This window comes from Streptomyces sp. NPDC051913 (assembly GCF_044593635.1).
GTDB lineage: Bacteria > Actinomycetota > Actinomycetes > Streptomycetales > Streptomycetaceae > Streptomyces.
Window position 1 is genome coordinate 132257 of sequence record NZ_JBIUCI010000012.1, and the last position, 17750, is coordinate 150006.

Here is a 17750-nt window from a genome sequence, read left to right on the forward strand (position 1 = left end):
GGGACGGGGGCCGATGAACGACGCGTCCGAGGCGTTCCAGCCACTACAGGGGGACGATCCGCTACAGGTGGCCGGCTACCGGCTTGCCGCGCGGCTCGGCGCGGGCGGCATGGGGCGGGTCTATCTGTCGCACACCCAGGGCGGCCGGCCGGTCGCCATCAAGGTCGTACGGCCCGAACTCGCCGACAATCCCGACTTCCGCCGTCGCTTCCGCCGGGAGATCAACGCGGCCCAGCAGGTCAGGGGCGCCTACACCGCGGAACTCCTCGACGCCGACGCCGACGGCACACCGCCCTGGCTGGCCACGCTCTACGTCCCCGGGCCCTCCCTCGCGGAGGCCGTCCACCGGCGCGGGCCGCTGCCGGTCCCGGCGGTGCTGTGGCTGATGGCGGGTGTGGCCGAGGCGCTCCAGGCGATCCACGGGGTCGGCATCGTGCACCGGGACCTCAAACCGTCGAACGTGCTGCTGGCCGCCGACGGTCCCCGCGTCATCGACTTCGGCATCTCCCTGGCCGCCGATCTGACCGCGCACACCACCACGGGCGCCGCCATCGGCACACCCCAGTTCATGGCCCCCGAACAGGCGCTCGCCACCGAGATCACGGCGGCCACCGACATCTTCGCGCTCGGCCAGACGGCGGCCTTCGCCGCCCTCGGCACGCCGCTGTACGGCAACGGCCCCTCCGCCACCGTCCTGTACCGGATCGTGCACGCGGCGCCCGACCTGTCCGGTCTGCCCGAACCGATCCGGCCGCTGATCGCGCGGTGCCTCGCCGCCGATCCGAAGGACCGCATCACCGCGGCCGAGGTCGTCGAGTGGTGCCGGCAGCGGCTGGGCCGCGACGCCGACGCGGGCGGCGGACCGGCGGTGTGGCGGGAGATCACGGGCCCGGAGGTGCCGGCCCCGGCGCCGGTCCCCGACCCCACGGCGCTACAGGCACCGGTCGCCGATGCCACCGTGGCCCAGGCTCCGTCTCCCGCTCCCGGGCCGGCCGCGGCTGCGGAGGGAGACGCTGGTGCGGACGCGGCGTCGGCCCCCGCCCCCCACTCCGCCTGGGCGCAGCTCTCGGCACCGGAGCCGACCCTGGTGTCGGCGTCCGGGCCCGCCTCGGCGCCCGCCGCCGGTTCCCTGGCACAGCGGCAGCCGCTGATCGCCCCGGTGCGGCCGTCCACGCCGACGGCGCCGGACCAGGGGCGGGCTCGGCGCAGACGTACGGCACTGATCGCGGCGGCCGTCGTGACCGCGTCGGCGCTGCTGGTGACGGGACTGGTGTGGCGGGCCAAGAGCGGGGACGCCGAGGCTCGCGACGGGGGCACGAGCACGTCCTCGACACCGGAACCCACCGGATCCCGACGGTCGTCGGCGTCCTCGTCGACAGCGGCGGACGGCTCTGCGGACGTGGCCGACGCGGCAGTGGGTGACGGAGCCGGGGATGCGGCGGGCGCCGAGGCGAGTGCGGACCAGCAGCCGCAGGCGATCCCGGGGTTCTCGCCCATGAACCTGGACGAGAAGAACTCCCTGTACCTCCACAGCGGCGAGCGGCCGGAGATCCGCGACGACCGCAAGGGCGACATCCGCTTCACCTGCAAGGAGATCGGCTGCGCGCTGGAGAGCGACAAGAGCTCGATCGTCCAGATGTTCGGCGATCCGGGCAACACCTACGAAGACTGCAAGTTCATGCTCAGCGGCGCCAAGGGCAAGGAGTTCCACAACTTCTCGCTGGCCGCGTCGGCGGCGGGCAGCGAGTTCTGCATCCAGCACCCCTCGGGTGACATCGCGCTGATGGTGATCCAGGTGAAGTCGACCGCGCTGTGGGACAAGCCGGGGTTGAGCTTCGTCCAGGTGGACACGACGGTCTGGCGCAAGGCGTGAAGAAGTAGCGGAGCCACGAGCGCGGACCCTCACGGCAGCAGCCGGCGCTCCTTGGCGACCGCCACCGCTCCCGCGCGGGTGTCCACGCCGAGTTTGTCGTAGACGCGGCGCAGATGCGTCTTGACGGTGGCCTCGCTGATGTAGAGGGCGCGGGCGATGTCCCGGTTGCCGATGCCCAGGGCCAGTTGGGCCAGGATGTCGCGCTCCCGGTCGGTGAGGGTGGGCGGCGGCTTGCGCAGGTTGGCCATCACGCGGCCGGCGACGGGCGCCGACAGGGTGGTGCGGCCCCCGGCGGCGGCGTGGATCGCCGCGAACAGCTCTTCGGGGCGCTCGGCCTTGAGCAGGTAGCCGGTGGCGCCGGCCTCGATGGCGCGGGTGATGTCGGCGTCGGTGTCGTACGTCGTCAGCACAAGGACGTGCGGGGCGGCGCCGGGCGCGGAGGTGAGACGGCGCGTGGTCTCGACGCCGTCGATGCCCTCGCCCAGCTGGAGGTCCATCAGCACGACGTCCGGCGTGAGCTTCCCGGCCAGCGCGAGCGCCTCCTCACCGGTGCCGGCCTCCCCGACGACCTCGATGTCCGGGGCACTGTCGAGCAGCGCGAGCAGCCCGGCCCGTACGACGGCGTGGTCGTCGCAGACGAGGATGCGGACGGCGGCGGATGCGGGGCCCGGGGGCATCGCGGACGCGGGGTCGGAGGTCATCGGGGCGCCTTCCTTGGGGCAACTGCGGTCATCGTGTCGGCGTGCGGGGGGCAGCGGGGGGAATCGGGGCGTCTGCCGGGGCGGCGTGCGGGGTCGTCGGGGTGTCTGCCGGGGCGGTGGTGATCGTGGTGGTCTTCGGGGGAGTGGTGGCGGTGCTTGTCGGGGTTGTGGCGGCAGGCCGTCGTGTCGGCGTCCAGGGGGCGGCGGGGGGCATCGGGGTGTCTGCCGGGGCGGCGGTCATCGCGGTGGTCTTCGGGGGGCGTGGCGGCAGGCCGTAGGGTCGGCGTCCGGGGGACAGTGGTGGTCATCGAGGGCGCCTTCGGGGGCGTGGCGGTGCTCGGCGGAGCGTTGTTGGGGGTTGTGGCGGCAGGTCATCGGGCCGGCTTCCAGGAGGCAGCGGCGTTCCTCGGGGGTGCCCCAGTCGGACAGCGTGGTCATCGGGGTGTCCCAGTCGGACAGCGTCGTCATCGGGGTGCCCCCAATGGGACGGCGGCGGACACGACGGTGCCCTCGTCGGGGCGGGACTCGACGGTCAGTGTGCCGCCGAGAGCGCGCAGTCGGGCGCGCATCGCGGGGAGCCCGTGTCCGCGTTCGACGGGGGAGTCGGGGAGCGCGGCGGGGTCGAAGCCGTGGCCGTCGTCGGAGACGTCCAGGACCACCTCGTCGTCGAGGAGGGTGAGGGTGAGCGCGGCACCGCTCGCCCCCGCGTGCTCGCGGACGTTGGCGAGAGCGCCCTGGGCGATCCGCAGCAGGGCGGACTGGACGCGGTCGGGCAGCCTGGCGAGCCGTTCGTCGTCGGCGTCCACATGGACGCGTACGGTCCACTGCGCGCCGGACTCCCGGACGGCCAGCGCGCGCAGCGCCTCGGCGAGGCCGCCGCCGCGGGCCAGGTCGGCGGGGGCGAGGTCGTGGACGAAGCGGCGCGCCTCGGCGAGGTTGTGCTCGGCGACGGAGGCGGCGGTGCGTACGTGGGCGCGGGCCTTGTCCGGTTCGCCGTCCCACACCCGGTCCGCCGCCTGGAGCAGCATCCGCTGGCTGGACAGACCCTGGGCGAGCGTGTCGTGGATCTCCATGGCGAGTCGCTCCCGCTCGGCGAGGGTGCCCTCGCGGCGTTCCGAGGCGGCGAGTTCACGCCGGGTGCGGAGCAGGTCGTCGATGAGGGCGCGCTGACGGTCGGTCTGCCGCTCCATCTGCAGGAAGACGGCCGTGGCGAGCGCGGCGACCGCGGGCGGCGCGAGCACCAGGTTCGGGTCGAAGCGCCCGCCGAGCTGCACCTGAGCGGCCACCACGAACACCGTCAGCATCGCCACGAGGACGAGGGCCGCGCGGGGCGGCAGGGTGCGCAGCCCCGTGTAGAAGAGGGGCACCGCGCACCAGGCGAAGCTGGGCGCGAGCACGACCAGCACCATCCACACCACCACGACCAGCGCCAGCCAGGCCGAGTTCCGCGGACCGGGGCGGCCCGCCTTCGGGCCGAGCAGATGCAGGACGACGAGCACGACGCACAGCGCGATGATCCACGGGGTGCGCGGCTCGCCGGGATGACGCAGCAGGAACCGGGCGAGCGCGCCGCCGAGCAGCAGGAAGAACGCCGCGTGCAGCACGAGGCCGAGCCACCGGGTGTCCACGGCGCTCGGTTCGTCCGGGTGGCCCGGCGTGCGGTCCGGTGTGCGGTCCGGTGTGCGGTCCTGCGTGCGGTCCGGCTTCAGGGGGCTCGCCTCCCTTCCTCACTGTGGGCGCTGAACTGGGCAAACACCTCCATTGTCACCGGCGACGCGGGCCGCGCAGGTCAACCGATCGGATGACCCCCCTGTCATCCGTCCGCGCTCCCGAGCGAGCCGGAACGTCGACCGTCCGGGCCCGGTTCCGGGCCGAGGGTGGAGAGCAGGAAACGGGACGGCAACCGGGCCGCCCGCCCACCGAAGGAGTCGACCGACCCATGAACGCCGTGCAGCCCCAGCACAAGAAGGTCTCCCGCCGCGCCCGTGTCGCCCTCGGCGGTGCCGTGCTCGGCGCCGTCGCCCTCGCGGGCTTCGGGGCGGTCTCCGCCAACGCCTCCGCACCGGCCGCGGCGCCCGCCGCTGCCGCCGCGGTCTCCGCCCCGGCCAAGGCGACCACCACGTCCACCCACCTGACGATCGACGCCGCCACCCGCGCCGCCCAGGCCGCGCTGGACGCCGCCGAGAAGGAGAACCAGCGCGTCACGGTCGCCGTCGTCGACCGCAACGGCAACACGCTCGTGACCCTGCGCGGCGACGGCGCCGGCCCCCAGTCCTACGAGTCCGCCGAGCGCAAGGCCTACACCGCGGTCTCCTGGAACGCCCCCACCTCGGAGCTGGCCGAGCGCCTGAAGCAGGCGCCGAACCTGAAGGACATCCCCGGCACGCTGTTCCTGGCCGGTGGTGTCCCCGTCACCGCCCAGAACGCGCCCATCGCCGGAATCGGCGTCGCGGGCGCCCCGTCCGGCGCGCTGGACGAGAAGTTCGCGCAGGCGGGCGCGGAGGCGGTGGCCGCCGGCCGCTGACCCGGGTGTCAGGACCTCGGCATGATCCCTGCCGCTGACCGGTGTGTCAGGCCCTCGGCATGCCCCCGTGCGGGCTGTTGACCACCAGCGGCAGGGATCCCTCGGCCAGATAGGGGTGGTCGGGGAAGTGGTCGACGTGGAGGTGACCGCCGTCCTCCGCGTCGGCCATGTCGTGCAGGTTGGCCGAGAGGAGGGCCCGGGCGTCGCCGTCGCCGGCGATGAGCAGGACACGCCGGGCGGGGTCCAGGCCGATGCGGACGCCGGGGCCCGGCGCGTCGCTGATCTCGACCCCCGCCAGGGCGTCGCCGTCCGGCCCGGCCGTGGTCCACAGCAGGCCCTCGCCCTCGGCCACGGCACGCGCCAGCCGGTGCAACTCGGCGGCCGAGGCGCTGAGGTCCATCTCACCGGACGCCGGGTCGTGAAGAACCCTCGGGGACATTCCGCCCCTCCCCCTCCCGATCATGGGTACAGCCTGCCCCGTACACACCCCTGTGACCAGCCGAATGTCACAACTCCCGGATAAATCAGCACTGTTGTGGTGCGTTCGATGCCCGGGTGGTGCCCGGGCGATACCTCCGGAAGGGGCAGGTACGGCATGGATCCTGTGATCGTCGGTGCGGTGGTGACCGTGGCCGTCAGCGTTGTCAACGGCATGGTGAAGGTCGCGCAACGGCGGCTGAGCGCCGGCGTGGAGCGGGCGCGCATCGCCGAGGACGGGCAGACCGACCGGATCCGCAGCGCCACCGGATGGACGGCCCAGCACCCCCTCCCAGCCCGTGTCGGCCGGAACGGGGGGAGCGGCCATGGAGGACGCGCTCAGCACTGACATCGACACCGCCGTCGATCGCGCCGACCACGTCGAGACCAGTACGGTCCCGCTCCCCGGCATCGAACTCGCCGAGGCGCTCCACCACGAGCAGTACCCGGCGCTGGTCCGCTTCCTGCTGTTCCAGGGCGCCTCCTGGGTGGAGGCACAGGACGCCGCACAGGACGCCTTCACCCAGATGTGCGCGCCGGATCTGTCGATCACCCATCCGCGCGCCTGGCTGCGCAGGGTGGCCTGGCGGTCCTGGGTGAGTCAGCAGGTCAAACCCGAGGACGCCTGCGCGGAGATGCCCGAGCCCGAGACCCATCTGCGCTGGCAGACCCCGGCGCACGCCGCCGAGCTCGAAGAGGAGGAACGCCGGGTGATGTCCCTGCTGCTCCAGCTGCCGGCCAAGCAACGGGCCGCCTTGGCCTGGCACTTGGACGGATTCACCACCGAGGAGAGCGCCCGCGCGATGGGTACGACACAGGCGGCCGTACGCCAGAACCTGGCCCGGGCCAGGGCGGCCCTCAGGGAAGGGCTGCGCCTGGAAGGCCGCTTCGGCGACGAGAGGAGGGCGACGTGATGGACCGCGACCCGCGCACATCCGACCTCGACGGTCCCGACCGGCTCGACGCGCTGCTCATGAGGGCCCACCGGCGGCTCGGCACCGCCGTCACCGACCGCCTCGCCGCACAGGGCGGCCCACCCGAACTGCGCACCCCGGACCTCGCGTTGGACCGGCTGCTGGCCGCCACCCACCGCGCCGTCGGCACCGCCGTCAGCCGGCGCCGCTCCCGGGAGGCCCGTGCCGCCCTCGCCCGGCGCGACCTGGCGCACGAGGCACGCCTGGCCGAACGCGGTCCGCTCTCCAACCGCCCCTCGCCGGTGCGGGTGAAATACCGCCAGCAGGCCCTCCGCCTCGCCCACCGCTACTGGCCCGCCGATCTGGCCGAGGGCATGCGGGTCGCCGTACGCCTCGTGCAGAATCTGAGCGACCTTCTGGAGGACACCGCGCGAACCGTCGTCGACGCGGCATCGGTGGTGGAGCAACTCCGCGAACATCTGCGGGAGTTGTCCCGGATGCCGAAGCCACAGCGCTCCCCGGTCACACTCACCGGACTGGACTATCTGGTGGCCGTCGAGTCGGCCCTCGCCGAGCCGGCCGAACGGCTGCTGCACGACCTGCACCGGATTCGCCAACTGCTCGACGAGGAGCTGGCGCCGGCCATCGCCACCCTCGAACCGGCCACGCCGGCCTACCAGTTCGGGGTCGACGCCATCGCGCAGGACCTGATCGACGACCTGACCCAGGGCTGCGACCAGGCCGACGCCCTCGCCAAGGCGGTCGCCGAGGTCGAGCGGGCCAGCAGCGACTTCGTCGGCGCGGATCTCAGCACCGCCAAGCTGGACGGCGTACGCCTCGAAGGCATCCTGTGGGACGACACCACGCAATGGCCGGGGGAGTGGGAGGACCTGATCCGGCGTGCCTCCCTGCCCTCGGGCGAGGAACGGGGTGTCCTCATCGTCGCCGCCGAACCCTCCGACACGGTCATCCACGCCCAGGCGTGAGCGGGTTCGTTCGTCCAAGGGGCGACGGGCTTTGTCCATGGACCGGCCCGCCATCCCGGGCGAGGGTGGATCATGAGCCGATTCGAGGTCGCGGTACGGACGTTCCACGGCAAGCCCGCCGGGCGGCTGCCGCCCGGTCTCGTCGCGCTGGCGCTGGGCGGCTTCGGCATCGGCCTGACCGAGTTCCTGATCGCCGGACTGCTGCCGCAGGTGGCCTCGGACTTCGCGGTGTCCGAGGCGGTGGCGGGGCGGCTGATCTCCGGGTACGCGCTGAGCGTCGCGGTCGGCGCGATCGTCCTCACGGCGGCGACGGCACGCCTGTCCCGCAAGCGGGTCCTGGTCGCTCTGGTGGCACTGTTCGTCGTCGGCAACCTGCTGTCCGCCGTCGCGCCTGACTACCGGGTGATGATGCTCGGGCGGATCGTCGCGGCCCTGTGCCACGGCTCGTTCTTCGGCATCGGCTCCCTGGTCGCCCGTAGCCTTGTCGCGCCGGAGCGGAAGTCCCGCGCGGTGGCGGTCATGTTCGCCGGACTGACCCTGGCGAACGTGCTGGGCGTGCCGTTCGGCGCGCTGGTCGGCGAACGCTGGGGCTGGCGGTCGGCGTTCTGGGCGGTGACGGCGATCGGCGTGCTGGCGCTGGCGGGGATCGTCGCCCTGGTGCCCGCGTGGGCGGGACAGGTCCCGCCCACCGACCTGCGCACCCAGCTCCGCGCCTTCCGCTCCTGGCAGGTCTGGCTGACCCTGACGGCCACCGCGCTCGGCTACGGCGGGATGTTCGGCGCGTTCAGCTATCTCGCCTACACGTTCACCGAGGTCGGCGGCTTCTCGGCGGCGGACGTCGCCTGGCTGCTGATGGTGTACGGCGTCGGCCTCGTCGTCGGGAACGTGATCGGCGGGCGAGCGGCCGACCGCGATCGCGACCGCGCCCTGCTGCTCGCCCTCCTCGGACTGACCGTCACCCTGGCCGCGTTCGGCCTGCTGGCCGCCAACGCCCCCGCCTCCGTCGTCCTGGTCTTCCTGCTGGGGCTGACCGGGTTCGCCGCCGTCCCCGGCATGATCACCCGTGTCACCGACCACGCCCACCGCGCGGCCCTCGCGGCCGGCGCCAACGTGTCCGCGTCCAACGTCGGCAACGCCCTCGGCGCCTGGCTCGGCGGACTCGCCCTCTCGGCGGGCCTGGGGTACCGGGCACCGCTCTTCGTCGGCGCCGGAATCGTCGCGGTCTCCTTCGTGGTGATGGCGGTCGCGGCGTACACGAATCGCCCTCGTTGAATTCCTTGACGAGAATATTCTGTCTAGTGAATACTTCAGGGCATGGAACGGATCGCAGCAGCCCTGGGAGACGGAGCGCGGTGGCGCATCGTCGAACTCCTCGTCGAGCGCCCCCGGTCCGTCGGTGAACTGGCGGAACTGACCGGGCTGCGCCAGCCCCAGACCACCAAGCACCTGCAGACCCTCGCCCGGGCCGGCCTCGTGACGGTCTTCCCGCTGGGGCAACGCCGGGTCTACGCGGTCGAGACCGCACCCCTGGCGGCTCTGGAGCAACGGCTGCGGGCCCTGGTCGAGACCGCCGGAGCACACGCGGGCGAGCGGGATGTCATCGCGCGCTACCGCGCCGCCATCGAGGCGGAGACCGCGGCGGCGGACCGGGAACGGTGGGCGGACGGACGTACGTTCTCGTTCGAGCGCGTGCTCCCCGCACCCCGGGACCTGGTGTGGCTCCACTGGACCGACGCGGACCTGCTCGGGTCCTGGTGGGCCCCGCCGTCGATGACGATCACCGAGTGCGTCCTGGAGGCGCGGCCCGGCGGGACGGCCGTCCTCGAGTACCGGGACGCCGAAGGGCGCTACCGCTCCGAGGGCCGGGTCCACACTGCCACGGACCGCGAGCACCTCGTGTTCGACCTCTCGGTGCTGGACGCCGCGGGCGCGGTCTCGTTCACCGGCCACTACGACCTGAACCTCACCGACGTCCCCGACGGGACACGGCTGCGGCTCGACCTCCGCATCACCGACACGACCGTCGCATCAGCCCCCTACGTCGCCGGGATCGGAACCGGCTGGGAGCGGGTGCTCGACAACCTCGCCGACACCCTCGGCGCGGCGCACACCACCAAGGGCACGACCGACGCACGGACCAACGGATAAGGAAGCGCAGCCATGAGCGACTCGACCGGCCGCAAGGTCACCGCGAACATCAGTCTCACCCTCGACGGACGGTTCAACGGCCCCGGTGGGCCCGGCGACCTCGGCGCGATCGTCCCGTACGCGATCACCGAGGTCGCGCGGAACCACCTCACCCGTATCCACGAGCACGCGACGACCGTGCTGCTCGGCCGGCGCAACGCCGAGGGGTTCCTCGGCTTCTGGCCCACGGTCGCCGAGGACGACAACGCCGACCCGCGCGACCGCGGATACGCGAAGTGGCTGGTCGACACCGAGAAGGTGGTCCTGTCGACCACGCTGACCGAAGCACCGTGGAGCCGCGCCCGCGTGGTGAACGCCCCCACCGCGGAGGTCCTCGCCGACCTCAAGGCCGACGGCGAGGGCGACATCCTCATCAACAGCAGCGCGAGCGTCATCAAGGCCGCCCTCGCGGCCGACCTGCTCGACCGGCTCCACCTCATCGTCTGCCCCGAGATCGCCGGGGGCGGGGAGCGGCTGTTCGACGACGGCCTGCCGGCCTCCAAGTGGACGCTCACCCACCGGGACGTCGGCGAGTCGGGCGAGATGGCACTGATCTACGACCGGGTGCGCTGACCACCGCACGGGCAACGAGAGGTCGGTGACCGGATCGGTCCGTCCCCGGACCCGATCCGGCCTGTCACCGCCCGGCTCTCAGGGGCCACGCTGGGGACATGACCCGAGCCCTGATCGTCATCGATGTCCAGGAGTCCTTCCGCGCCCGCCCGCTGTGGGAGACCATCTCCGACCCGAAGATCACCGACAAGGTGAACCGGCTGGTCCGGCTGGCCCGCGAGGCGGGGGAGCCGGTGGTGTGGGTGCTCCACTCGGAGCCCGGCAGCGCCGATGTCTTCGACCCCGCCCTCGGCCACGTCCGGCTGATGGAGGAGCTGGAGCGGCGCGACGGCGAGCCGCTCCTCCACAAGACCTCGCACAACGCGTTCACCACCACCAACCTCCAGCAACTGCTGACCGAGCGGGGCATCCGCGAACTCACCGTCTGCGGCATCCGCACCGAGCAGTGCGTGGAGACCACCGCGCGCGTCGCGAGCGACCTCGGCTACGACGTCACGTTCGTGGTCGACGCGACGGCGACCAACCCCGTCCCGCACCGCGACGCCCCCGCCGACCTGAGCGTCGCCGAACTGCTCGCCGACCCGCGCACCCTGCCCGCCGACGAGGTGGTCCGCCGTACCGAGTACGCGCTCGCCGGACGCTTCGCCACCATCGCCACCGTCGAGGGCCTTGAGGCCGCGGCCCGGCGTCCGGCATGATGACCGGATCGTGAGCCACGTCGTCTTCTTCCTGGTGCCCGGAGTCCATCTGCTGGACCTGGCGGGACCCGCGCAGGTCTTCTCCACGGCCGCCGACTTCGGGCACCCCTACACCCTCACCTACGTCGCCGAGCGATCGCAGGTCCCCACCGCGCAGGGCCTGCCGCTGGTCGCCGGAGTCGACTGGCCCGAGCTCGGGACCGAGGACCTCGTGATCGTCCCCGGCTGGCGCGCGGTCACCCTGGCCGACTCGCCACCGATCGGCGCCCCCGCGCTGCGGGCCCTGCGCGACCACCACGCCCGTGGCGGAACGGTGGCCAGCGTCTGCGCCGGAGCCGAGGCACTCGGCCAGGCAGGCCTGCTCAAGGGCCGCCACTGCACCACGCACCACGACGTCCAGGACGAACTCGCCGCCCGGCACCCGGGGGCGATGGTCGTCCGCGACGTCCTGTTCACCGCCGACGACCGGGTCATCACCTCGGCGGGCATCGCCAGCGGGATCGACCTCGCCCTGCACCTGGTCGCCGGCCGGCACGGACCGGCCGTCGCCGCCAAGGTCGCCCGGGACATGGTCGTCTACGCCCGCCGCAACGGCCACGAATCCCAGTCCAGCGCCATGTTCCGGCACCGCTCCCACCTCGACGACACCGTGCACCGCGTCCAGGACCTCATCGACGCCCGCTTCGACCGGCCGCTTCCCCTGCCCGCCCTCGCCTCGGCCGCCGGCGTCAGCGAACGCACCCTCACCCGTCTGTTCACCCGCGCCACCGGCCTGACCCCGCTGCGCTACCAGCAGACCCTCCGCCTCGAACGCGCCCAGCACCTCATCAGCCACGGCGCCACCCTCGACGCGGCGGCCCGTTCGGTCGGCTTCGAGGACGCCCGCATGCTGCGCCGGTTGCGGGCCCGGGCCGCCTAGGAACTCCCGTGCGCTAGGGCCTGTCCGGCGGATCAGGTCGCAGGGAAGCGCGGCACCTCATTGACGCCGGTGAGCGGGGCCTGGGGCGTCCAGCTGCAAGGCGGAGGAGGGCGGCGACGCGGAGCGTCGGCAACCGACGACAACGCCGCGGCTGGGCGTCCCAGGCCCCGCGTCTGCGACCTGATCCGCCGGGCAGGCCCTAGTGGGACTCCCGGGTCACCTCGGAGCCGCTGGACCCCACCAGGAAGTCCAGGTCGGCCCCGGTGTCGGCCTGGAGCACATGGTCGACATAGAGGCGCTCCCAGCCGCGCCGCGGGTTGGCGAAACCGGCGACGGTGGCCTTGTCGGGGGTTCTGCGGGCGAGTTCGTCGTCCGGTACGTCGACGTCGATCCGGCGGGCCTCGACGTCGAGGACGATGAAGTCCCCGGTCCGCACGAGCGACAGCGGGCCACCCGCCGCCGCCTCCGGTGTCACGTGCAGCACGACCGTCCCGTACGCCGTACCGCTCATCCGGCCGTCGCAGACCCGCACCATGTCCCGGACGCCCTGCTCCAGAAGCTTCTTCGGCAGCGGCATGTTCGACACCTCCGGCATGCCCGGATACCCCTTGGGCCCGCAGCCGCGCAGGACGAGGACCGAGTCGGCGTCCACCTCCAGGTCCGGGTCGTCGATACGGGCGTGGAAGTCCTCGATGCTGTCGAAGACCACGGCCCGCCCGCGGTGGCGCAGCAGATGCGGGGAGGCCGCCGCGGGTTTGACGAGCGCCCCGCGCGGGGCGAGATTGCCGCGCAGCACCGCGATGCCACCCTCGGCGACGAGGGGTTCGGCGCGGGTGCGGATGACCTCGGGGTCCCAGATGGGGGCGTCGTCCAGGTACTTCACGAGGGGCTCGCCGGTGACGGTCAGCGCCTGCGGGTCGAGCAGGTCGCGGACCTCGCGCAGCACCGCGAGCAGCCCTCCGGCGCGGTGGAAGTCCTCCATGAGGAACCGTCCGGCCGGCTGGAGGTCCACGAGGACCGGCACCCGCGAGCCGACGCGGTCGAAGTCGTCCAGGCTCAACTCGATGCCCAACCGCCCGGCGATGGCGAGCAGATGGACGACGGCGTTGGTGGAGCCGCCGATCGCGGCCAGCGCCACGATCGCGTTGTGGAAGTTCGCCCGGGTCAGGAAGGCGCCCGGCCGTCGGTCGGCGGCGACCATGTCCACGGCCAGCCGGCCCGTACCGTGCGCGGCCTGGAGCAGTCGGCTGTCGGGCGCGGGCGTCCCGGCGACTCCCGGTACGACCGTGCCGAGCGCCTCCGCCACCAGTGCCATCGTCGAGGCGGTGCCCATGGTGTTGCAGTGCCCACGGCTGCGGATCATCGCCGACTCGGAGCGGGTGAACTGCTCCTGGGTGAGCGTGCCGGCCCGCACCTCCTCCGACAGCCGCCACACATCGGTGCCGCAGCCCAGCGGCGTACCACGGAAGGTCCCGTTCAGCATCGGGCCGCCCGGTACGACGACCGCGGGCAGATCCACCGACGCGGCGGCCATGAGCAGCGACGGGATCGTCTTGTCGCAGCCGCCCAACAGCACCACGCCGTCGATGGGGTTGGCGCGGAGCATCTCCTCGGTGGCCATCGCCGCCATGTTCCGCCACAGCATGGCCGTGGGCCGTACGTTCGTCTCGCCGAGCGACACCACGGGCAGGTCCAGCGGGATGCCGCCCGCCTCGTACACACCGTCGCGGACCGAGGCGGCGACCTCGTTGAGATGCGCGTTGCAAGGGGTCAGGTCCGAGGCGGTGTTGGCGATCGCGATCTGCGGACGCCCGCTGAAGGCGTCGTCCGGGACACCGCGGCGCATCCACGCCCGGTGGATGTAGGCGTTGCGGTCCTGGCCGCCGTACCACTGCGCGCTGCGGAGCGTCACTCCGGAGCTCCCTTCCAACAATCGACACCTAGGTCTAATCTGTGGAACGCCATGGAGCATACGCAGACGTACGACGGCTCGACAGACCCCGGTGACGACGACTCCCCACGCCTGGTGGGCTCGGACCGTGTGCTCGCCGTCCTCAGACAACTCGCCCACTACCCCGAAGGCGTGGGCCTCGAAGAGCTGACCCGGGTGATCGGCAGCCCGAAACCGACCGTGCACCGGGCGCTGGGCGCCCTGCGCCGGGCCGGACTCGCGGACCAGGACGTCCGAGGCCGCTATGTGCTCGGCGACGAGTTCCTGCGCATGGCCTTCGCCCATCACGAGGCCCGCCCGGACCACGTCCGCGTCGGCCCGCTGCTCCGGAGGCTCGCCGCGCGTTTCGGCGAGACCGCCCACTACGCGGTCCTCGACGGACGCGAGGTCGTCTACCGCGCCAAGGTCGACCCGCCCACCGGCGCCGTCCGCCTCACCTCCACCGTGGGCGGCCGCAACCCGGCCCACGCGACCGGCGTCGGAAAGCTGCTGCTCGCCCACGAGTTGGACACACTCGACGCCGTACGGCACTGGATCGGCCGCACGCCGCTGGAGCGCCGAACCCCGCGGACCCGGTGCACGGCCGAGGAGTTGCACCGCGACCTGGAAGCCGTCCGGCAGCGCGGCTATGCCGTGGACGACGAGGAGAACGAGACCGGCGTCAACTGCCTCGCCGTACCCCTCTACGCCACCTCGCCGGCCGCGCCGTCCGGAGCCGTCAGCGTCAGCGCCCTCACCTACCGAACCCCCCTGCGGACCCTGGTCGACGCGGTGGACGAGATCCGCGCCACGCTCGGGTTTCTCGGCGATCCGCACCGCCCGCTCACCCCTGGAGACTGAAACACCATGCACCTCATGCGCATAGGCGCGCCCGGCGCCGAGAAGCCCGTCGCCCGAATCGACGCCGACACCTACGTCGATCTCTCCGACACCGTCACCGACTTCGACGAGGCGTTCTTCGGCTCGGGCGGCATCGACCGCGTCCGCCCCGTCGTCGCCGGGCGGGTGGCCGCCGGTCAGGTGTCCCGCTTCGCCGGGGAACGGATCGGCGCTCCGATCGCCCGCCCGCACCAGATCCTGTGCATCGGTCTGAACTACCGCGACCACGCGGCCGAGAGCGGCATGTCCGTGCCCGACGAGCCCATCCTGTTCACCAAGTCGCCCAACACCCTGATCGGCCCGAACGACGACGTGCGCATCCCGCGCGGGTCCGCCAAGACCGACTGGGAGGTCGAACTCGGCATCGTCATCGGCCGCCGCACCGCCTACCTGGACTCCGTGGACGACGCCCGCGACGCCATCGCCGGGTACGTCGTCGTCAACGACGTCAGTGAACGCGCCTTCCAACTGGAGCGCGGCGGACAGTGGGCCAAGGGCAAGTCGGCCGAGACCTTCAACCCCGCGGGGCCCTGGCTCGCCACCGCCGACGAGATCGACGACGTCCTCGCGCTCGACATGTGGCTGGACGTCAACGGCGTACGCCGCCAGACCGGCAGCACCAAGACGATGATCTTCGACCCGTACTTCATCGTGCACTACCTCAGCCAGTTCCTCGTCCTGGAACCCGGTGACCTCATCAACACCGGCACCCCGCCCGGCGTCGGCATGGGCCTCAACCCGCCCGTGTACCTCCAGCCGGGAGACGTCATGGAACTCGGCATCCAGCACCTCGGCACCCAGCGCCAGCACGTGCTCGCCCCGCGGTGAGCCGCCCGCCCATGCGTGCCTTCGTCCTCACCGCACCGGGGGAGTACGCGGTCCACGAGGTCCCGGCTCCGAAGCCAGGCCCCGGCGAGGCCGTCGTCGACGTCGAACGCGTCGGCGTGTGCGGCACCGACGTCGAGTTCTTCACCGGCGCGATGACCTACCTCCACCAGGGCCACGCCGCCTATCCGATGCGGCTCGGCCACGAGTGGGCGGGCCGCGTCGTGTCGGTCGGCGACGGTGTGGACCCCGCGTGGCTCAGCCGGCGCGTCATGGGGGACACCATGCTCGGCTGCGGCGACTGCCGCCGCTGCCGACGCGGCCACCAGCACGTGTGCGACACACGGCAGGAGGTCGGCGTACGAGGCGACCGCCCCGGCGCCCTCGCCGAGCAACTGGTCGTCCCCGCCGCCTCGTTGCACGCCCTGCCCGACAGCGTCGACGCCGAACTCGGCGCCCTGGTCGAACCCGGCGGCAACGCCCTGCGCGCGGCGCGGGCCACGGCCTGCGGTCCGGGTGACCGGGTGCTGATCCTCGGCCCGGGCACGATCGGCCTGCTCACCGCGATGTTCGTCCGGGCCGCCGGGGCCGAGGTCCACCTGATGGGCGCGACCGACGCCTCCCTCGCCTTCGCCCGCGCACTCGGCTTCGCGCACGTCTGGCGGGAGGACACCGTCCCCGACCTTCCCTACGACGCGGTCGTCGACGCCTCCAACGCCGCCCATCTGCCGGGCCTGGCCCTGCGGTTGGTCGAGCCGGCGGGACGTCTCGTGTACGTGGGCCTGTCCGGCGAACCCAGCCGCGTCGACACCCGCACCCTGGCCCTCAAGGACGTCACCGCGGTGGGCGTGTTGTCCGCGTCTCCCGGTCTGGAGGCGGCGATCCGGGCGTACGCGGAGGGCAGTGTCGATCCCCGGCCCCTCGTCGCCGCGACGGTCGCGCTGACCGACGTCGGCGCCGTACTCGCCGGGAAGCGCCCGGCGGACGCGGGCCTCGGCCCCAAGATCCTCGTCGATCCCCGCCGCGGCTGACACGGTCGGGGCCACCGCCGTACATACGGTATGCTTGATCTTGAGCCGGTCACCGCAACTGCGGCACACCGGCACTGCGTTGGTGGTCCAAGGAAAGACGCCCCGCTTCCTGCGGGGAAATGCAGGTGCAAGGCCTGCCCGGCGCTCAAGGACTGGGGCCCGTTCCGTGCAACTCGCGGAGCGGGCCCTTTGTCATGCTGTCGTGCCCTCCGCGCTGCTGCCAGCGGCACGCCCCACGCGACGCTCCGTCACCACAGCACGCCGAAGACCATCAGCGCGCCGATGACCCCCCAGAACGCGCCTCCGACGACCTTGACGAAGACCCGGCCCACCACGAAGGGAAGCCAGTCCGCGTGGGCGTCGCTCACGCGTCGGGCGGGGTCGTAGGCGAGCTGGATGCGCTGGAGCGTGCGCTTGCAGGTGTAGCGATGGGTGGCGCCGTCGGCGTCGGTGTAGCCGTACACCGTCTTCTTGCCGTCCTTGGCCACCGCCTTGGCGAGGACGGTGATCCCGCGTCGACTCAGCACGGTCCGGCGGACCGTCTCCGCCAGCCCGGCCCCGAGCATGGTCAGACCGCCCAGCAACGGCACGAGGCCGAGGACGACCCCGAGGACGCGCGAGCCATGGGCGAAGGCGACCCACCCGGCGTACCCGAGGTAGGCCACGGCCAGCGCCGCGCCCAGTGCCATGATCGCGTACAGGCCCCAGTCGTGCGACGACTCCGTGTCGGTGACCACGGCGCCGGCCCCGGGGACCCGCTCGGCGGGCAGCAGCGGGACGAGCGCGGCGACGAAGGCGGCCGTGGCCGTCGGGTTGCCGCCCTCCACCCGGTGGGCCGTGCCGTCGGTGAGCAGGATCTCGAGGCTCCGCGCCTGCGCTGCACGGACGTCCTGGATCGCCGAGAGCGGGATGTCGACCTGGTGGTCGGAGCGCGTGATGTGGACCCCGTCGGAGTCGAACCGGGCGCTGACACCTCGGCCGTTGAGAATCTGGGACATGATCGCTTCGACTGCCGAGGTGGCCGAAAGGTTGCCCTGAACCAAGGAGCTGGCCGGGTTGGCGTGACCAACCATCATCTCTTCTCTTCCCGTTCGCCACGCTCCGCGTTTTGGATCATTCCTTCCCCTGCCCTGTACGACCGCTGCATCCGCGCTTCCCCGCGGCTGGCGAGAGTGACAACAGCCGCTCCACCAAAGAGAAGCGGCCTTCAGC

At 72.7% G+C, this 17750-nt stretch carries 19 protein-coding genes; 13 read left to right on the top strand and 6 right to left on the bottom strand.

Translation table 11 applies throughout. The features are described from left to right. Nucleotides 1–13: 13 nt before the first annotated feature. Entirely contained in the window at nucleotides 14–1873 is a 1860-nt protein-coding gene (locus ACIHIX_RS31860) for a serine/threonine-protein kinase (RefSeq protein ID WP_399962227.1), read from the top strand. A 29-nt stretch (nucleotides 1874–1902) separates the two neighbouring features. On the opposite strand, the gene ACIHIX_RS31865 is transcribed toward ACIHIX_RS31860, so the two are convergent. The 3 genes from ACIHIX_RS31865 to ACIHIX_RS31875 all read right to left on the bottom strand — a co-directional run bounded on the left by ACIHIX_RS31865 (nucleotide 1903) and on the right by ACIHIX_RS31875 (nucleotide 4202). Beyond that, nucleotides 1903–2574, bottom strand: coding sequence for a response regulator (locus ACIHIX_RS31865; protein WP_399962229.1), 672 nt, complete (start codon nucleotides 2572–2574; stop codon nucleotides 1903–1905). A 237-nt stretch (nucleotides 2575–2811) separates the two neighbouring features. Then, a complete protein-coding gene (locus ACIHIX_RS31870; RefSeq protein ID WP_399962231.1) occupies nucleotides 2812–3042 on the bottom strand; it encodes a hypothetical protein in 231 nt (76 codons plus the stop codon). After that, nucleotides 3039–4202, bottom strand: a complete 1164-nt coding sequence (locus ACIHIX_RS31875; protein WP_399962233.1) for a sensor histidine kinase — start codon at nucleotides 4200–4202, stop codon at nucleotides 3039–3041. The genes ACIHIX_RS31870 and ACIHIX_RS31875 overlap by 4 nt, the downstream gene beginning before the upstream one ends. Before the next feature lie 311 nt (nucleotides 4203–4513). On the opposite strand from ACIHIX_RS31875, the gene ACIHIX_RS31880 reads away from it, so the two are divergent. Further along, nucleotides 4514–5098, top strand: coding sequence for a heme-binding protein (locus tag ACIHIX_RS31880; protein ID WP_399962235.1), 585 nt, complete (start codon nucleotides 4514–4516; stop codon nucleotides 5096–5098). 46 nt (nucleotides 5099–5144) lie between these two features. Here ACIHIX_RS31880 and ACIHIX_RS31885 read toward each other — a convergent pair whose 3' ends face one another. Then, entirely contained in the window at nucleotides 5145–5537 is a 393-nt protein-coding gene (locus ACIHIX_RS31885) for a hypothetical protein (RefSeq protein WP_399962237.1), read from the bottom strand. A gap of 156 nt (nucleotides 5538–5693) precedes the next feature. Between ACIHIX_RS31885 and ACIHIX_RS31890 the strand changes: the two genes are divergently transcribed. The 8 genes from ACIHIX_RS31890 (at nucleotide 5694) to ACIHIX_RS31925 (ending at nucleotide 11852) form a co-directional block, all read left to right on the top strand. Next, nucleotides 5694–5924 (top strand): hypothetical protein, encoded by a 231-nt coding sequence (locus tag ACIHIX_RS31890; protein WP_399962239.1) that lies wholly within the window; start codon nucleotides 5694–5696, stop codon nucleotides 5922–5924. Then, nucleotides 5902–6489, top strand: a complete 588-nt coding sequence (locus ACIHIX_RS31895; RefSeq protein WP_399962241.1) for an RNA polymerase sigma factor — start codon at nucleotides 5902–5904, stop codon at nucleotides 6487–6489. Before ACIHIX_RS31890 ends, ACIHIX_RS31895 begins: the two co-directional genes overlap by 23 nt. Further along, entirely contained in the window at nucleotides 6489–7475 is a 987-nt protein-coding gene (locus tag ACIHIX_RS31900) for a hypothetical protein (RefSeq protein ID WP_399962243.1), read from the top strand. The genes ACIHIX_RS31895 and ACIHIX_RS31900 overlap by 1 nt, the downstream gene beginning before the upstream one ends. A gap of 126 nt (nucleotides 7476–7601) precedes the next feature. Further along, the gene (locus ACIHIX_RS31905; protein WP_399962539.1) at nucleotides 7602–8747 is read left to right on the top strand and encodes an MFS transporter; all 1146 of its coding nucleotides are present in this window, start codon (nucleotides 7602–7604) and stop codon (nucleotides 8745–8747) included. A 42-nt stretch (nucleotides 8748–8789) separates the two neighbouring features. Continuing rightward, nucleotides 8790–9623 (top strand): metalloregulator ArsR/SmtB family transcription factor, encoded by an 834-nt coding sequence (locus ACIHIX_RS31910; RefSeq protein ID WP_399962245.1) that lies wholly within the window; start codon nucleotides 8790–8792, stop codon nucleotides 9621–9623. A 12-nt stretch (nucleotides 9624–9635) separates the two neighbouring features. Then, nucleotides 9636–10235: a dihydrofolate reductase family protein gene (locus ACIHIX_RS31915; protein ID WP_399962247.1), complete on the top strand. Its 600-nt coding sequence runs from the start codon at nucleotides 9636–9638 to the stop codon at nucleotides 10233–10235. Between the two features lie 98 nt (nucleotides 10236–10333). Continuing rightward, the gene (locus tag ACIHIX_RS31920; protein WP_399962249.1) at nucleotides 10334–10933 is read left to right on the top strand and encodes a cysteine hydrolase family protein; all 600 of its coding nucleotides are present in this window, start codon (nucleotides 10334–10336) and stop codon (nucleotides 10931–10933) included. Between the two features lie 10 nt (nucleotides 10934–10943). Beyond that, nucleotides 10944–11852, top strand: coding sequence for a GlxA family transcriptional regulator (locus ACIHIX_RS31925; protein WP_399962251.1), 909 nt, complete (start codon nucleotides 10944–10946; stop codon nucleotides 11850–11852). Between the two features lie 199 nt (nucleotides 11853–12051). Here ACIHIX_RS31925 and ACIHIX_RS31930 read toward each other — a convergent pair whose 3' ends face one another. After that, nucleotides 12052–13764, bottom strand: coding sequence for an IlvD/Edd family dehydratase (locus ACIHIX_RS31930; protein WP_399962253.1), 1713 nt, complete (start codon nucleotides 13762–13764; stop codon nucleotides 12052–12054). A gap of 51 nt (nucleotides 13765–13815) precedes the next feature. Between ACIHIX_RS31930 and ACIHIX_RS31935 the strand changes: the two genes are divergently transcribed. From ACIHIX_RS31935 to ACIHIX_RS31945, 3 genes are read left to right on the top strand one after another with little or no spacing between them, the layout of a single operon-like run. Further along, entirely contained in the window at nucleotides 13816–14643 is an 828-nt protein-coding gene (locus tag ACIHIX_RS31935; RefSeq protein ID WP_399962255.1) for an IclR family transcriptional regulator, read from the top strand. Between the two features lie 6 nt (nucleotides 14644–14649). Then, on the top strand, nucleotides 14650–15510 hold the full coding sequence (locus ACIHIX_RS31940) for a fumarylacetoacetate hydrolase family protein (RefSeq protein WP_399962257.1): 861 nt from the start codon (nucleotides 14650–14652) through the stop codon (nucleotides 15508–15510). An 11-nt stretch (nucleotides 15511–15521) separates the two neighbouring features. Then, complete coding sequence (locus ACIHIX_RS31945; RefSeq protein ID WP_399962259.1) at nucleotides 15522–16538, top strand: zinc-binding dehydrogenase; 1017 nt, start codon at nucleotides 15522–15524, stop codon at nucleotides 16536–16538. Between the two features lie 248 nt (nucleotides 16539–16786). Here ACIHIX_RS31945 and ACIHIX_RS31950 read toward each other — a convergent pair whose 3' ends face one another. Next, a complete protein-coding gene (locus tag ACIHIX_RS31950) occupies nucleotides 16787–17536 on the bottom strand; it encodes a hypothetical protein (RefSeq protein ID WP_399962261.1) in 750 nt (249 codons plus the stop codon). Nucleotides 17537–17750: the final 214 nt, after the last annotated feature.

What these genes read in the sequence shown, in the direction of transcription:
- ACIHIX_RS31910 (WP_399962245.1), top strand. Translation starts at nt 8,790, where the DNA reads ATGGAACGGATCGCAGCAGCCCTGGGAGACGGAGCGCGGTGGCGCATC.
- ACIHIX_RS31890 (WP_399962239.1), top strand. Translation starts at nt 5,694, where the DNA reads ATGGATCCTGTGATCGTCGGTGCGGTGGTGACCGTGGCCGTCAGCGTT.
- ACIHIX_RS31895 (WP_399962241.1), top strand. Translation starts at nt 5,902, where the DNA reads ATGGAGGACGCGCTCAGCACTGACATCGACACCGCCGTCGATCGCGCC.
- ACIHIX_RS31900 (WP_399962243.1), top strand. Translation starts at nt 6,489, where the DNA reads ATGGACCGCGACCCGCGCACATCCGACCTCGACGGTCCCGACCGGCTC.
- ACIHIX_RS31945 (WP_399962259.1), top strand. Translation starts at nt 15,522, where the DNA reads ATGCGTGCCTTCGTCCTCACCGCACCGGGGGAGTACGCGGTCCACGAG.
- ACIHIX_RS31950 (WP_399962261.1), bottom strand. Translation starts at nt 17,536, where the DNA reads ATGTCCCAGATTCTCAACGGCCGAGGTGTCAGCGCCCGGTTCGACTCC.
- ACIHIX_RS31865 (WP_399962229.1), bottom strand. Translation starts at nt 2,574, where the DNA reads ATGACCTCCGACCCCGCGTCCGCGATGCCCCCGGGCCCCGCATCCGCC.
- ACIHIX_RS31935 (WP_399962255.1), top strand. Translation starts at nt 13,816, where the DNA reads ATGGAGCATACGCAGACGTACGACGGCTCGACAGACCCCGGTGACGAC.
- ACIHIX_RS31860 (WP_399962227.1), top strand. Translation starts at nt 14, where the DNA reads ATGAACGACGCGTCCGAGGCGTTCCAGCCACTACAGGGGGACGATCCG.
- ACIHIX_RS31940 (WP_399962257.1), top strand. Translation starts at nt 14,650, where the DNA reads ATGCACCTCATGCGCATAGGCGCGCCCGGCGCCGAGAAGCCCGTCGCC.
- ACIHIX_RS31880 (WP_399962235.1), top strand. Translation starts at nt 4,514, where the DNA reads ATGAACGCCGTGCAGCCCCAGCACAAGAAGGTCTCCCGCCGCGCCCGT.
- ACIHIX_RS31920 (WP_399962249.1), top strand. Translation starts at nt 10,334, where the DNA reads ATGACCCGAGCCCTGATCGTCATCGATGTCCAGGAGTCCTTCCGCGCC.
- ACIHIX_RS31885 (WP_399962237.1), bottom strand. Translation starts at nt 5,537, where the DNA reads ATGTCCCCGAGGGTTCTTCACGACCCGGCGTCCGGTGAGATGGACCTC.
- ACIHIX_RS31915 (WP_399962247.1), top strand. Translation starts at nt 9,636, where the DNA reads ATGAGCGACTCGACCGGCCGCAAGGTCACCGCGAACATCAGTCTCACC.
- ACIHIX_RS31870 (WP_399962231.1), bottom strand. Translation starts at nt 3,042, where the DNA reads ATGACGACGCTGTCCGACTGGGACACCCCGATGACCACGCTGTCCGAC.